Annotated in this window: 12 protein-coding genes and 1 rRNA gene; 9 read left to right on the top strand and 4 right to left on the bottom strand. The window is 51.6% G+C overall.

The genetic code is table 11. The annotated features are described in order from the left end of the window. Positions 1 to 14 precede the first annotated feature (14 nt). On the top strand, positions 15 to 1007 hold the full coding sequence (gene asnA, locus NNO08_RS09855; RefSeq protein WP_005121446.1) for an aspartate--ammonia ligase: 993 nt from the start codon (positions 15 to 17) through the stop codon (positions 1005 to 1007). Positions 1008 to 1011: 4 nt separating this feature from the next. Here asnA and viaA read toward each other — a convergent pair whose 3' ends face one another. Further along, positions 1012 to 2463, bottom strand: a complete 1452-nt coding sequence (gene viaA, locus NNO08_RS09850) for an ATPase RavA stimulator ViaA (RefSeq protein WP_137381317.1) — start codon at positions 2461 to 2463, stop codon at positions 1012 to 1014. Next, the gene (gene ravA, locus NNO08_RS09845) at positions 2457 to 3953 is read right to left on the bottom strand and encodes an ATPase RavA (protein ID WP_271456643.1); all 1497 of its coding nucleotides are present in this window, start codon (positions 3951 to 3953) and stop codon (positions 2457 to 2459) included. The genes viaA and ravA overlap by 7 nt, the downstream gene beginning before the upstream one ends. 331 nt (positions 3954 to 4284) lie before the next feature. On the opposite strand from ravA, the gene kup reads away from it, so the two are divergent. The 7 genes from kup (at position 4285) to rbsR (ending at position 12231) form a co-directional block, all read left to right on the top strand. Next, positions 4285 to 6153, top strand: a complete 1869-nt coding sequence (gene kup / locus NNO08_RS09840; RefSeq protein ID WP_048213793.1) for a low affinity potassium transporter Kup — start codon at positions 4285 to 4287, stop codon at positions 6151 to 6153. Positions 6154 to 6345: 192 nt separating this feature from the next. Continuing rightward, on the top strand, positions 6346 to 6765 hold the full coding sequence (rbsD, locus tag NNO08_RS09835) for a D-ribose pyranase (RefSeq protein WP_271449740.1): 420 nt from the start codon (positions 6346 to 6348) through the stop codon (positions 6763 to 6765). Between the two features lie 7 nt (positions 6766 to 6772). Then, positions 6773 to 8278, top strand: a complete 1506-nt coding sequence (gene rbsA / locus NNO08_RS09830) for a ribose ABC transporter ATP-binding protein RbsA (RefSeq protein ID WP_271449739.1) — start codon at positions 6773 to 6775, stop codon at positions 8276 to 8278. 5 nt (positions 8279 to 8283) lie between these two features. Continuing rightward, positions 8284 to 9249, top strand: coding sequence for a ribose ABC transporter permease (gene rbsC, locus NNO08_RS09825; RefSeq protein ID WP_137381321.1), 966 nt, complete (start codon positions 8284 to 8286; stop codon positions 9247 to 9249). Between the two features lie 24 nt (positions 9250 to 9273). Continuing rightward, positions 9274 to 10164: a ribose ABC transporter substrate-binding protein RbsB gene (gene rbsB, locus NNO08_RS09820; RefSeq protein WP_003023760.1), complete on the top strand. Its 891-nt coding sequence runs from the start codon at positions 9274 to 9276 to the stop codon at positions 10162 to 10164. Between the two features lie 141 nt (positions 10165 to 10305). Further along, positions 10306 to 11235: a ribokinase gene (gene rbsK, locus NNO08_RS09815; protein ID WP_271456642.1), complete on the top strand. Its 930-nt coding sequence runs from the start codon at positions 10306 to 10308 to the stop codon at positions 11233 to 11235. A gap of 3 nt (positions 11236 to 11238) precedes the next feature. Then, entirely contained in the window at positions 11239 to 12231 is a 993-nt protein-coding gene (gene rbsR / locus NNO08_RS09810) for a ribose operon transcriptional repressor RbsR (RefSeq protein ID WP_137381323.1), read from the top strand. On the opposite strand, the gene mdtD is transcribed toward rbsR, so the two are convergent. Together mdtD and NNO08_RS09800 are read right to left on the bottom strand one after the other, a co-directional pair. Continuing rightward, the gene (gene mdtD, locus NNO08_RS09805) at positions 12197 to 13624 is read right to left on the bottom strand and encodes a multidrug transporter subunit MdtD (protein ID WP_271456641.1); all 1428 of its coding nucleotides are present in this window, start codon (positions 13622 to 13624) and stop codon (positions 12197 to 12199) included. The two genes, rbsR and mdtD, sit on opposite strands and share 35 nt — an antisense overlap. A 3-nt stretch (positions 13625 to 13627) precedes the next feature. Beyond that, positions 13628 to 14332, bottom strand: coding sequence for a FadR/GntR family transcriptional regulator (locus NNO08_RS09800; protein ID WP_101742141.1), 705 nt, complete (start codon positions 14330 to 14332; stop codon positions 13628 to 13630). 478 nt (positions 14333 to 14810) lie between these two features. Between NNO08_RS09800 and NNO08_RS09795 the strand changes: the two genes are divergently transcribed. Next, positions 14811 to 14885, top strand: a 16S ribosomal RNA gene (locus tag NNO08_RS09795); the annotation flags it as partial.

Genomic DNA, 14885 nt, shown 5'->3' with positions numbered 1-14885 from the left:
CAGGAGTAAACATAATGAAAACCGCTTACATTGCCAAACAACGTCAAATTAGCTTCGTGAAATCTCATTTTTCTCGTCAACTGGAGGAGCGTTTAGGTCTGATCGAAGTTCAGGCACCGATCCTCAGCCGCGTAGGAGATGGCACGCAGGATAACTTGTCTGGCTGTGAAAAAGCGGTGCAGGTGAAAGTGAAAGCATTACCAGACGCTCAGTTCGAAGTGGTTCATTCACTGGCGAAGTGGAAGCGTCAAACGCTGGGACAACACGACTTCAGCGCGGGCGAGGGGCTGTACACGCATATGAAAGCTCTGCGCCCGGATGAGGACCGTCTCTCTCCGCTTCACTCGGTCTATGTTGACCAGTGGGACTGGGAGCGCGTTATGGGTGACGGTGAGCGTCAATTCTCCACTCTGAAAAGCACAGTAGAGGCTATCTGGGCGGGAATTAAGGCAACCGAAGCTGCGGTAAGCAAAGAATTTGGTCTGGCACCGTTCCTGCCAGAGCAGATCCACTTTGTGCATAGCCAGGAGCTGTTATCTCGCTACCCGGATCTTGATGCAAAAGGTCGTGAACGTGCGATCGCAAAAGAGCTGGGCGCGGTGTTCCTGGTCGGGATCGGCGGCAAACTTAGCGACGGTCACCGTCATGACGTTCGTGCTCCGGATTATGATGACTGGAGTTCCGCTTCCGAGCTGGGCCATGCTGGTCTGAACGGTGATATCCTGGTGTGGAACCCTGTTCTGGAAGATGCGTTTGAACTGTCTTCGATGGGGATCCGCGTGGATGCCGATGCGCTGAAACACCAGCTTGCTCTGACCGGTGATGAAGACCGCCTGAGTCTGGAGTGGCACCAGGCACTGTTGCGTGGCGAAATGCCGCAGACCATTGGCGGCGGTATTGGGCAGTCACGCCTGACTATGCTGCTGCTGCAGTTGCCGCACATTGGCCAGGTTCAGTGCGGTGTGTGGCCTGCACAGGTCCGTGAAAGCGTCGCTTCTCTGCTGTAAAAAATTAACGCCGCCAGCGTCTGAGCAGGCGGCTTCGCATCCCGGTATCAAAGCGCCAGATATGATCGAAAATGCGCATGATGCCGGGTTTGCCGTGTGCTGACATCGCGACCGCATGAAAACGGTGCTGATGTACCCGCTGTAATTCCCCCACTTTGTTGACAACTTCATCGGGTAATCGCTGGGCGATAAAATCCGAAATCACCACCGCATCTGCATCAAACCATTCCCGACCTTGCATACGTTCAATAATGGCGCGAAAGCAACTGGCAATGTCAGTACCGCCGCGAAAACGCTGGCTTAAAAAACGGATTGCCTGCTCAATGCCTTCCGGACCGGATAGCTCATAGCGCACGACTTCTGTTGAAAATAGCATGATGAAACAGCGACGGTTATCGGCGAGTGCAACGCGCATGAGTGCGAGGCAAAAGGCTTTCGCACACTGTTCGTTAAATCCGCCCATCGATCCCGAGGTATCGACACAGACAATAAACGGTCCACGAGGTTGTTCGTCAAAATCCTGGTGTATAACCGGCCGCTCTGTGACTTTCTCGCGCCAGGCTTCTCCATGCAGGCGGTATGTCAGGAGCTGCTTTTCCACCAGCCGCCGATAGAACTCATATTCCAGTTCGGTAATACCCAACGTGGCCAGTTCGGGGGGGAGTAAACGCAGGATATCATCGCTTTGTTGAATGCCATCCACCTGTTCCGGGACGGTGGCCGGTTCACGCACCAGCGTACGGAATGTTTCCATTGGCGCATCTTTACGCGGCACGGATTTCGCTTCTCTGGAGCGCCCCAACTGTTCGGCCAGACGTTGAAGTTCGGGTTGTTGCGTTAGAAACTCACCGTATTTCACCATCAGCTGATAATCACCGCGCTTGATTTGACCTGCGCTCATGTCCCACAAACGACCCGCTGCGTTGTCATTTTCCGCCAGCACAGGTTCCAGTTGGCCACTGAGCGTCATCCGTTCCTGCACTTCACTGAGCAACTGTTCGCGTTCTTCTTCCAGTAGCTGCTGATTGAGCGTGGTGGTTTGAACCACCAGGCTCAGGCGCCAGCGCTGGAGAAATAGTGTATGCAGTGCGGGCGTAAAAGTACTGTTGTCATCGACCAGTTGCTGCGCTTGCCCAGCCCATGGTGAGTGGAGTCGGTGCAGGAGCGCTAAGATTTGCGGTAGCTGGACGATAAACTGCGGAGTGGAGAGGAGCTGGCTTTGCTGATAGCACATTACCTCTTCTGTTAGCTCCGGCGGTACGTGGGTATCTTTGAGGCGGCTACGTAACGCTTCACGCCAGCGGGGAACATCGTCAGTAATCGCTTTTTTTAGCCGGGGAAATTTTTTGAAAAAGACCGCCATCTGCGGGGAAGCCAGCAGTGCGATGATCATCTCTTCGATCATCCCCTCTTCGCCGACCGCCAGCATGATATTCAGCGTATCAAGGGTCAGCATTGTTGTGCCTGTCGGATCTGTGTACCGACGTCCTGCAGGCTGGCTTCAATGCGGCCTAACCAGTCACTATGGATAAACAGACATTTTTGCTGTTCACTGAATTCGCTGTGCTGCTGGTGCCATTCGTTGTCGAGCGCTTCAAGCTGCTGTTTTATCTCACTGGGCATGCCTTCTTCTGATGCACCGGGTAACGCCAGTCGAGAACCTTGCAAGCTGACGTCGCGTACGACCAGGTGCTGAGCGCTGTCGACTTCCATGTTCAGCGTCTGGGCAAATCCGATACCGTTTAATTTTCCGCGGATCTCGCCGCCTTTAGTCAGCCACAGCTCCAGAGCGCCGCGTTCAAAGGTAATATGGATAACGTCCATATCGTGCAGCTTTAGGGGTTTTTGCAGTAGCAGTGTCAGTACGGAAGTGTTGGCTTCCGGAGGTAAATCATAATGAGGACGGCGGCTGAACATTCCGCCCTGACGAATCACCGTGAACGCTGTTTTATCACTTTGCTGCTGCTGTAGCTGGATGCGACGCTGCATTATTGCCCCAAGGCGAGTCAACATTGTCTGCTGCTGCCAGGCGTGCCCGGTCATCAATATTTCGATTTGTTGCTGCATCAGATTCAGGCTTTGCGCGTCATACCATAAGCAATCTTTCAGTAGAATAAGGTCGATAGGTGCAACGGCATCGCGCCCGCTAAAGAAGGCGCTGGCCTGGAGTAAGCGGATTGCTTTTTTCCAGCGACGGTCAGAGACGTAGGGTGCGTTCGGTAGCGCATCCAGTTGCTGACGCAGGGTGAAAATCAATTCAAATACACGATCGGGAAGCGTGATTTTGCCAATGTCTTTTTGCCACTGGTAGTACTCTTCATCCGTCACTTGTAACGTTGTTGGAACAGGGTTGTCACTTTCATCCTGCTGGCTTAACAGCATAGATCGGAAGTTAGCCTTGTCCTGGACTTTATCCAGCCACAGGCGAATCAGCATACGGTCATACAATGCTTCCAGGCTGCTGTCCGCTTCAGGTAGTTCGTTAGAGGCCGCGACCAGCAGGCGCATCGGGATTTTCTCCTCGTGTGCACCGTTGCGGAAGTGGCGTTCGTTAATGGCGGTAAGCAGGGTGTTGAGAATGGCCGGGCCTGCTTTCCAGATTTCATCGAGAAAAACAATTTCGGCTTCCGGAAGGTAGCCTGCTGTTAAGCGCTCATAGCGACCTTCGTCTTTAAGCGCCTGAATGGATAGCGGGCCAAAGACCTCTTCAGGTGTCGAGAAGCGCGTCATCAGATATTCGAAAGCTCGGGCATTTTTAAAGGCAAACTTCAGTCGGCGAGCGATTAAGCTTTTCGCGATCCCTGGAGGGCCTAATAAGAAGACGCTCTCGCCGCTGAGTGCGGCCAGCAGACACAGGCGAATGGCGTGGCTACGTTCATAAAGTCCCTTTTCCAGCGCATTGCTCAGACGGGAAATTCTTTCCGCTAATAAATGTGGGTGAGCCATAATGAAGTGGCGTCCTTTCGCCAAATGTACCGCGTTAAACAGCGAGTATAGATGTTTAGCCCCTGGGCTGTAATAGACTGAAGGCGCGTTTATTTTTCTTTGAGCCAGATTAATCTGGTCTCATTTAGGGGTACGATTTTGCGATTAATCGTGCATACTGTGCGCCTTTTTGTGGGCCAAGGGACGACGCACACATTTCTAATATATACACCATATCAATCAAGCTGCACCAAGGCGGCAATGGAGTTATTCCCTGGGATGGGCGGAATAACGAATGCAGCCAACGCGGAGGTAGCTTGAACGATGATGTGTATAAACGAAAGACGAGTCTATGAGCACTGATAATAAGCAATCATTGTCTGCGATTACCCTCGCGGCCATTGGGGTTGTCTACGGTGATATTGGTACCAGCCCACTTTATACGCTTCGTGAATGTTTGTCCGGGCAGTTTGGTTTTGGCGTTGAACGTGATGCCGTGTTTGGTTTTCTCTCGCTGATTTTCTGGCTGCTGATCCTGGTTGTTTCCGTTAAATATCTGTCATTTGTTATGCGTGCTGATAACGCCGGGGAAGGCGGGATCCTGACGTTGATGTCGTTGGCCGGGCGTAATACGTCGGCGAGAACGACCTCGATGCTGGTGATTATGGGATTGATTGGCGGCAGCTTTTTCTATGGCGAGGTGGTGATTACGCCAGCGATTTCGGTGATGTCGGCGATTGAAGGTCTGGAGATTATTGCTCCACAGCTGGACACCTGGATAGTTCCTCTCTCTATTATCGTACTTACCCTGCTGTTTTTGATTCAAAAACACGGTACCGGCATGGTCGGTAAGCTGTTTGCGCCGATTATGCTGATATGGTTCCTCGTGCTTGCCGTGCTGGGTGTACGCAGCATTATTGCGAATCCGGAAGTGTTGCATGCCCTTAATCCGTATTGGGCTGTTCATTTCTTCCTGGAATTCAAAACGCTATCCTTTATTGCGCTGGGCGCGGTGGTGCTGTCGATTACCGGTGTTGAAGCGCTGTATGCTGATATGGGCCACTTTGGTAAGTTACCGATTCGCCTGGCATGGTTCTCCGTCGTATTGCCTTCGCTGGTGTTGAATTATTTTGGTCAGGGAGCGTTGTTGTTAAAGCATCCCGAAGCGATCAAAAACCCGTTCTTCCTGCTGGCACCGGACTGGGCACTGATTCCGCTGCTGATCCTTGCCGCTCTGGCAACGGTTATCGCCTCTCAGGCGGTTATCTCCGGCGTATTCTCACTGACGCGCCAGGCTGTGCGTCTGGGGTATTTATCGCCGATGCGGATTATCCATACTTCAGAAATGGAATCGGGTCAGATCTATATTCCTTTCGTAAACTGGATGCTTTATTTCGCCGTGGTTATCGTGATAGTGAGCTTTGAGCACTCCAGTAATCTGGCTGCTGCGTACGGTATTGCGGTAACGGGAACAATGGTGCTGACGTCCATCTTGTCGACGACTGTGGCGCGGCAAAACTGGCACTGGAATAAATACTTCGTCTTCCTGATTCTGGTCGCGTTCCTGTGCATCGATGTTCCGTTATTCTCTGCAAACCTCGATAAGCTCGTTTCAGGCGGCTGGTTGCCGCTCTCGCTGGGCCTGGTGATGTTCACTATTATGACGACCTGGAAAAGCGAACGCTTCCGTCTGCTGCGTCGCATGCATGAGCACGGCAACTCTCTGGAGGCGATGATTGCCTCGCTGGAGAAATCCCCACCGGTGCGTGTACCAGGAACGGCGGTGTATATGTCCCGTGCGTTGAACGTCATCCCGTTTGCGCTGCTGCATAATCTCAAACACAACAAAGTGTTGCATGAACGCGTTATTCTGCTGACGTTGCGCACTGAAGACGCACCCTATGTACACAATGTACGTAGAGTGCAGATTGAGCAACTGTCGCCTACCTTCTGGCGCGTGGTGGCCAGTTATGGCTGGCGTGAAACGCCAAACGTTGAGGAAGTGTTCCACCGCTGTGGTCTGGAAGGCTTAAGTTGCCGGATGATGGAAACCTCCTTCTTTATGTCGCATGAGTCGCTGATTGTTGGTAAACGACCATGGTATCTGCGCCTGCGCGGTAAGCTGTATTTGCTGTTGCAGCGTAACGCGCTACGTGCGCCGGACCAGTTTGAAATTCCGCCTAACCGGGTTATTGAACTCGGTACTCAGGTCGAGATTTAATGTTGTTGACGCCCTCTTTCATCGTGAAAGGGGGCGTTTTGTTTGACCCCTCTCAGTTTTCTTTTCATCTCATGATAATCCTTGCGAAACGTTTCGATGGCGATCACATTTTCGTAACCTCGCGGTGGTTTTCTGTGCACCCTTCAGACTAAACTTATCGTCAGCGAAACGTTTCGCTAGTGGGGAAAGAAAATGAAGAAAGGCACGGTACTCAACTCTGAAATTTCATCGGTGATCTCCCGTCTGGGGCATACCGATACGCTGGTGGTATGTGATGCGGGTTTACCCATCCCGAATAGCACAACCCGTATCGATATGGCATTAACCCAGGGCGTACCTTCTTTTATGCAGGTATTGGATGTGGTCACGCGTGAAATGCAGGTCGAGGCGGCCATTCTCGCGACGGAAATTAAACAACATAATCCGCAACTCCACGAAACGTTGCTCAACCACATTGAGCAACTGCAACAACACCAGGGAAACACCATAGAAATTCGTTACACCACGCATGAGCATTTCAAAAAACAAACCGCTGACAGTCAGGCGGTAATTCGCAGCGGAGAGTGTTCTCCGTATGCGAATATTATTCTTTGTGCTGGCGTCACGTTCTGAGGCCATCATGAACGCATTACTGCAACTCAAAGGGATCGATAAAGCGTTCCCGGGCGTAAAAGCGCTATCTGGCGCCGCATTGAATGTCTATCCAGGTCGCGTAATGGCGCTGGTAGGCGAAAACGGCGCGGGCAAATCCACCATGATGAAAGTACTGACCGGTATCTATACCCGTGATGCCGGTTCTTTATTATGGTTGGGGAAAGAAACCACCTTCAACGGCCCAAAATCCTCCCAGGAAGCCGGGATTGGCATTATTCACCAGGAGCTGAACCTGATCCCTCAACTCACCATCGCTGAGAACATTTTTCTTGGCCGTGAGTTTGTAAATCGCTTTGGCAAAATAGACTGGAAGAAGATGTATGCCGAAGCCGATCTGCTGCTTGCCAAACTCAATCTGCGTTTTAAAAGCGACAGGCTGGTGGGTGAGTTGTCGATTGGCGATCAGCAGATGGTTGAAATTGCCAAAGTGTTGAGCTTTGAGTCGAAGGTCATCGTTATGGATGAACCGACCGACGCCCTTACCGATACCGAAACGGAATCCCTGTTCCGCGTGATCCGCGAACTTAAATCGCAGGGGCGCGGTATCGTCTATATCTCCCACCGTATGAAAGAGATCTTCGAGATTTGCGATGACGTGACCGTTTTCCGCGATGGACAGTTTATTGCCGAGCGTGAAGTGTCCTCGTTAACCGAAGATTCGCTCATTGAAATGATGGTGGGACGTAAGCTGGAAGATCAGTACCCGCGGCTGGATAAAGCGCCGGGTGAAGTACGCCTGAAAGTCGATAACCTGTGCGGCCCAGGGGTGAACAGTGTTTCATTCACGCTGCGCAAAGGTGAGATCCTTGGGGTATCGGGTCTGATGGGGGCCGGGCGAACCGAATTGATGAAAGTCCTGTATGGCGCACTGCCGCGTACCAGCGGTTACGTCACACTGGATGGCCATGAAGTTGTCACCCGTTCGCCGCAGGATGGCCTGGCTAACGGTATCGTCTATATTTCTGAAGACCGTAAACGCGATGGTTTAGTGCTGGGCATGTCGGTGAAAGAGAATATGTCATTGACCGCGTTGCGCTATTTCAGCCGTGCCGGCGGAAGCCTGAAGCATAAAGATGAGCAGCAGGCGGTAGGTGATTTTATTCGTCTGTTCAATGTGAAAACGCCATCGATGGAACAGGCTATCGGCCTGCTTTCTGGCGGTAACCAGCAGAAAGTGGCGATTGCACGCGGTTTGATGACCCGACCCAAAGTGCTGATCCTCGATGAGCCAACACGCGGCGTTGATGTTGGCGCCAAGAAAGAAATCTACCAGCTTATCAATCAGTTTAAAGCCGATGGGCTGAGCATCATTCTGGTCTCTTCTGAGATGCCAGAAGTATTGGGCATGAGCGATCGAATTATCGTTATGCATGAAGGGCATCTCGGCGGTGAGTTCACTCGCGAGCAGGCCACTCAGGAAGTATTAATGGCTGCCGCTGTGGGCAAGCTTAATCGCGTGAATCAGGAGTAAAAAAGATGACAACCCAGGCTGTTTCTGGTCGCCGTTATTTCACTAAAGCATGGCTTCTGGAGCAAAAGTCGCTCATCGCTCTGTTAGTGCTGATTGCGATTGTTTCCACCATGAGCCCGAACTTTTTTACTGTTAATAACCTGTTCAACATTCTCCAGCAAACGTCGGTAAACGCCATTATGGCCGTTGGCATGACGCTGGTCATCCTGACGTCGGGTATCGATCTGTCCGTCGGTTCCCTGCTGGCGCTCACTGGTGCGGTTGCGGCTTCCATTGTAGGAATTGAAGTCAACGCGCTGGTCGCCGTCGCGGCAGCATTGGCGCTGGGCGCTGCTGTTGGTGCGTTAACCGGGGTGATTGTCGCAAAAGGTCGCGTACAGGCATTTATCGCTACGCTGGTGATGATGCTGCTGCTGCGTGGTGTAACCATGGTCTACACCAACGGCAGTCCGGTAAATACCGGCTTTACCGACAACGCCGACCTGTTTGGCTGGTTTGGTATTGGTCGTCCGTTAGGCGTCCCGACGCCGGTGTGGATTATGGGTATTGTCTTCCTGGCGGCGTGGTACATGCTGCATCACACCCGTCTGGGCCGTTATATCTATGCGCTGGGTGGTAACGAAGCGGCAACGCGTCTGTCTGGTATCAGCGTCAGCAAAATCAAAATCATCGTCTATTCACTCTGTGGGCTGCTGGCTTCGCTGGCGGGCATCATTGAAGTGGCACGTCTTTCCTCTGCACAACCCACGGCGGGTACCGGTTACGAGCTGGATGCTATCGCTGCGGTCGTATTAGGTGGTACCAGCCTGGCGGGTGGCAAAGGACGAATTGTTGGGACGCTGATCGGCGCATTGATTCTTGGTTTCCTCAATAATGGTTTGAATTTGTTAGGTGTATCCTCCTATTACCAGATGATCGTCAAAGCGGTGGTGATTTTGCTGGCGGTACTGGTAGACAACAAAAAGCAGTAACAACGATTACAGGACATCTTAAATATGAACATGAAAAAACTGGCTACCCTGGTTTCTGCTGTTGCGCTGAGCGCCACCGTGAGCGCGAATGCGATGGCGAAAGATACCATTGCGCTGGTGGTCTCCACGCTTAATAACCCGTTCTTTGTCTCCCTGAAAGATGGTGCGCAAAAAGAGGCGGATAAGCTGGGCTATAACCTGGTTATTCTGGATTCACAGAATAACCCGGCGAAAGAACTGGCAAACGTTCAGGATTTAACGGTTCGCGGTACTAAAATACTGCTGATTAACCCGACGGACTCCGATGCCGTGGGTAATGCTGTGAAGATGGCTAACCAGGCGAAGATTCCGGTTATCACTCTCGACCGCGTAGCGTCTAAAGGTGAAGTGGTAAGCCATATTGCGTCTGATAACGTGCTGGGCGGCAAAATTGCGGGTGATTACATCGCGAAAAAAGCCGGTGAAGGCGCGAAAGTTATCGAGCTGCAGGGTATTGCCGGAACGTCCGCGGCGCGTGAGCGTGGCGAAGGTTTCCAGCAGGCCGTTGCGGCACATAAATTTAACGTACTGGCCAGCCAGCCGGCAGACTTCGACCGTACGAAAGGCTTGAACGTTATGCAGAACCTGCTGACCGCACATCCTGATGTGCAGGCGGTATTTGCCCAGAACGATGAAATGGCGCTGGGTGCATTGCGCGCACTGCAAACTGCGGGTAAATCTGATGTGATGGTGGTTGGATTTGACGGCACACCTGATGGCGAAAAAGCAGTAAATGATGGCAAACTGGCTGCGACTATTGCTCAGTTGCCGGATCAGATTGGCGCGAAAGGCGTTGAGACTGCGGATAAAGTCCTGAAAGGCGAGAAGGTTCAGGCTAAATATCCGGTTGACCTGAAGCTGGTCATCAAGCAGTAATACCGATTCAGGCCGCTCGTGGCCTGATGGAGACATAAATACGCCATCGTTAGATCTGGTTCTGAAGATGAAAGCGTAAAAAGAAAAGCAGGGCACGCGCCACCCTAACCCGGTGGCGCACTTTGACTTGGAATACCTAACATGAAAACCGCAGGCAACCTCGTTGTTCTTGGCAGCATTAATGCCGATCACATCCTCAACCTTAACTCTTTCCCGACACCGGGTGAAACCGTAACCGGTAGCCAATATCAGGTGGCGTTTGGCGGTAAAGGCGCGAATCAGGCGGTTGCTGCAGGGCGTAGTGGCGCGAATATCGCGTTCATTGCCTGTACGGGTGATGACGATATTGGCGAAAGTGTTCGTAAACAGTTAGCCCGCGATAATATTGATATTGCCCCGATTAGCGTTATTTCGGGTGAATCGACCGGTGTGGCGTTGATTTTTGTTAATGCCGAAGGTGAGAACGTTATCGGTATTCATGCCGGCGCGAATGCTGCACTTTCTCCGGCGTTGGTCGAAGCACAGCGTGACCGTATTGCTCAGGCGTCTGCGTTACTGATGCAATTAGAATCACCGATCGAAAGCGTGTTGGCTGCGGCAAAGATAGCGCAGCAAAACAAGACTACGGTTGCCCTGAATCCAGCCCCGGCACGTGAACTATCCGACGAGTTGCTGGCGCTGGTGGATATTATTACCCCAAATGAAACCGAAGCTGAGAAGCTGACGGGGATCCGGGTAGAAAACGATGAAGATGCAGCCAAAGCGGCGCAGGCGTTGCACGCGAAGGGTATTCATACTGTACTGATTACCTTAGGTAGTCATGGTGTGTGGGCCAGCGTAAACGGTGAAGGTCGTCGAGTGCCCGGGTTTAAAGTGGATGCTGTTGATACTATCGCTGCCGGAGATACCTTTAACGGCGCGTTAATCACGGCGTTACTGGAAGAGACTCCGCTATCGGAAGCCATCCGTTTTGCACATGCTGCCGCGGCGATTGCGGTCACACGTAAAGGTGCACAGCCTTCCGTTCCATGGCGTGAAGAAATCGAAGCGTTTTTAAGTCAACAGAGGTAACGCTTGGCTACAATGAAGGACGTTGCCCGCCTGGCGGGTGTTTCCACGTCGACGGTTTCTCACGTCATTAATAAAGATCGCTTTGTCAGTGAGGCGATCACTGACAAAGTTGATGCGGCGATCAAAGCGCTTAACTATGCGCCTTCCGCGTTGGCGCGTAGTCTCAAACTGAATCAGACCCGCACTATTGGTATGTTAATCACAGCCAGTACTAATCCCTTTTATTCTGAGCTGGTTCGTGGTGTTGAACGTAGCTGCTTTGAGCGCGGCTACAGCCTGGTGTTGTGCAACACCGAAGGTGATGAGCAGCGTATGAACCGTAATCTGGAAACCTTGATGCAAAAGCGGGTAGACGGCTTGCTGCTGCTCTGCACGGAAACACATCAGCCTTCCAGAGAAATCATGCAGCGTTACCCGTCTATACCCACCGTTATGATGGACTGGTCGCCTTTTGATGGTGAAAGCGATCTGATTCAGGATAACTCCCTGTTGGGTGGGGATTTAGCCACCCAGCATCTTATCGAAAAAGGGTTTACGCGCATTGCCTGCATCACGGGCCCTCTGGATAAAACACCGGCGCGTCTGCGTCTGGAGGGGTATCGCGCGGCAATGAAGCGTGCAGGGCTGGCTATCCCGGACGGTTATGAGATCACCGGTGACTTCGAGTTTGGCGGTGGGTTTGAAGCTATGCAAACGCTGTTGTCGCATAAAGACCGCCCACAGGCTGTTTTTACCGGCAATGACGCGATGGCGGTTGGAGCATATCAGGCTTTATATCAGTCTGGATTGCGTATCCCGCAGGATATGGCGGTAGTCGGTTATGATGACATAGAACTGGCGCGCTATATGACGCCGCCGCTGACAACTATTCACCAACCGAAAGATGAGTTGGGCGAGCTGGCCATTGATGTGTTAATCCACCGTATGGCACAGCCCGCATTGCAGCAGCAGCGCTTGCAGCTTACTCCTGTTCTGATGGCGCGGGGGTCGGTTTAGGCTTATGCCGCTCTTTGATCAAATTGCGCCCATCTTTGGCTCTTAACAGCATAAACATCAACGCCGATACGACGGTGATCGCGCCCATAGTAATAAAGGTATAGTGGAACTGTTCGACCGTATTGGTTCCTTCCATACCTTCGTAGATACGCAGGACCGCGGCACTGATGGCAACCCCTAAACTAATAGACAGCTGCTGCGTAACGGCTAAAACGCTGTTACCGCTGCTGGCGTTCTCATCAGTCAAATCTGCCAGAGTAATGGTATTCATCGAGGTAAACTGGGTGGACATTGCCATACCTAAAATGAACAGTGGCAGGATTAGCATCCAGACCGGCATGGCTGGAGACTGCAAAGAGAACTGTGCAATCATCAGGCCGATAAACACTGTAATACCGACCAGTGTGGTCCGGTAGCCGAGTCGGCGCAGTACCTGCGTCACCATCGATTTTGCCAGAATTGATCCCAGTGCTGTCGGAGCCATCATGCAACCGGCAATGAGTGCCGGGTATCCAAAGCCTACCTGCAGCATCAGTGGCATTAAGAAAGGTACGCATCCCGTCCCCAGGCGAGTAGCAAGGTTTCCGGCGATGCCAACAGAAAAGGTTCGCGTTTTAAAAATAGGAAGCGCAATCAATGGGGTCGGATGGCGACGCGCATGACGGATGTAGGCGAGAAGTAACACAATGCTGGCGAGAATAATGCCAAGTGCGACCCAACTGGCAACAAGTTTCTCGCCAAACAATTCAACACCGCTGGAAAACAGCACCAGGCTTAGACCAAAGAGAAAGAAACCGGTCATATCGAAGCCGCGGCGTGGTGTGGTGAAGTTCGGCATATATTGGCGGGCATAGAAGATACCGGCAATGCCGATGGGAATATTAATCAGGAAGATCCAGTGCCAACTGGCCCACGTTACCAGCACACCACCCAGTACCGGACCTAAAATCGGTCCAACAAGGCCGGGCATGGTCACGAAATTAAGCACGGGGAGTAGTTCGCTGCGCGGGTAAGCACGCAATAATGCCAGACGGGCAACTGGCATCATCATTGCGCCACCGATACCCTGTATCACGCGGAAAACCACCAGTTCACTTAATGAGCTGGAAAGTGCACAAGCTAACGACCCCAACGTAAACAGGCTAACGGCAATCATAAATACGCGCCGGGTCCCGAATCTGTCAGCCAACCATCCACTCACCGGGATCAGCATAGCGACTGTCAGGGTATAGCTGATAATGGCTGACTGCATGGCAAGCGGGGAGCGGTTAAGACTATGTGCTATTGCGGGTAAGGCCGTGTTGAGGATAGTGGCATCTAATGCCTGCATAAAAAAGGCCATGGCGGCTATCCATGGCAATCCAGCCATACTGCGCGATTTCTTTTCTGACATAGATTATTTATCCGGGAGCTCGTTCGGTGCTATCAGTAATGCCTGACAAGCGGCAAATGCGCGTTCGCCATCGCTATCTTCTATTGCATCGACAATGGCCTGGTGCAAATCCAGCTTGACCACATCGTTATAGGTAATCGACGTAAAGTAGGTCTGATAAACGGAATGGAACAATGATGCGAAGGATATCAGGAATGGATTCGCGCTCATTTCATAAATGTGCTCATGCCAGGCAATATCAACTTCAATCCAACGTTCGCGTCTGAAGTTTCTTTTCAGCTCGACCATCTCTTCCATTAATGTATTGAGATGGGCTTTCTGCTCTGCTGTACCAATCGTCGCAGCCAGTAAACAAGCTTGAGGTTCCAGGCTAATACGCATCACCAGAAAGTGCTTAATGACCTGTGGGAAATTATCTTCCGTCATCCACCAGGTGAGCAGCTCCTGATCGAGGAAGTTCCAGTTTGCCTGCGGCATAACGCGTGTACCAATACGTGGGCGCGGTAATACCATACCTTTAGCCGTTAATGTCTTAACTGCTTCCCTTACCGCAGTTCGGCTCACGCCAAACTGATCGCCCAGCTCAATTTCACCTGGCAGGATAGCGCCGGGTGCGTATTCACCTTTTAATATTCTCTGAGCCAGCTTTTCTGCCAGAACATAGGAAAGATTCTTTTGGGCAGCTATCTGTTGGGCATTTAAAGGCATGAATGTTCTTCCTTACGCTTTTTCTTATTCATTAGTATGCCATCAGGGAGTGTGATTGCGGCTGCAAAAACGGCAAATTGCTTATTTTATGGCATGTTAATGGTTGTTTTGGTGAAAAAATACGCATTCGGAAAGTTATTTTAAATTTCCCCTTGTCAGCCTGAAATAACTCCCTATAATGCGCCTCCACTGACACGGAACAACGGATTACAAGCCGCCGGGTCAGCGGGGTTCCACTGAGAACTTCGGCGAAGAAAGCGAAATTAAATGCTTGACTTCGTAGCGGGATGGCGTAATATGCACACCCCGCGCCGCTGAGAAAAAGCGAAGCGGCACTGCTCTTTAACAATTTATCAGACAATCTGTGTGGGCACTCGAAGATACGGATTCTTAACGTCGCAAGACGAAAAATGAATACCAAGTCTCTGAGTGAACATACGTAATTCATTACGAAGTTTAATTCACGAGCATCAAACTTAAATTGAAGAGTTTGATCATGGCTCAGATTGAACGCTGGCGGCAGGCCTAACACATGCAAGTCGAACGGTAGCAC

The organism is Citrobacter sp. Igbk 17 (assembly GCF_028069775.1).
GTDB lineage: Bacteria > Pseudomonadota > Gammaproteobacteria > Enterobacterales > Enterobacteriaceae > Citrobacter.
This window is presented reverse-complemented; position numbering and strand designations above follow the sequence as displayed.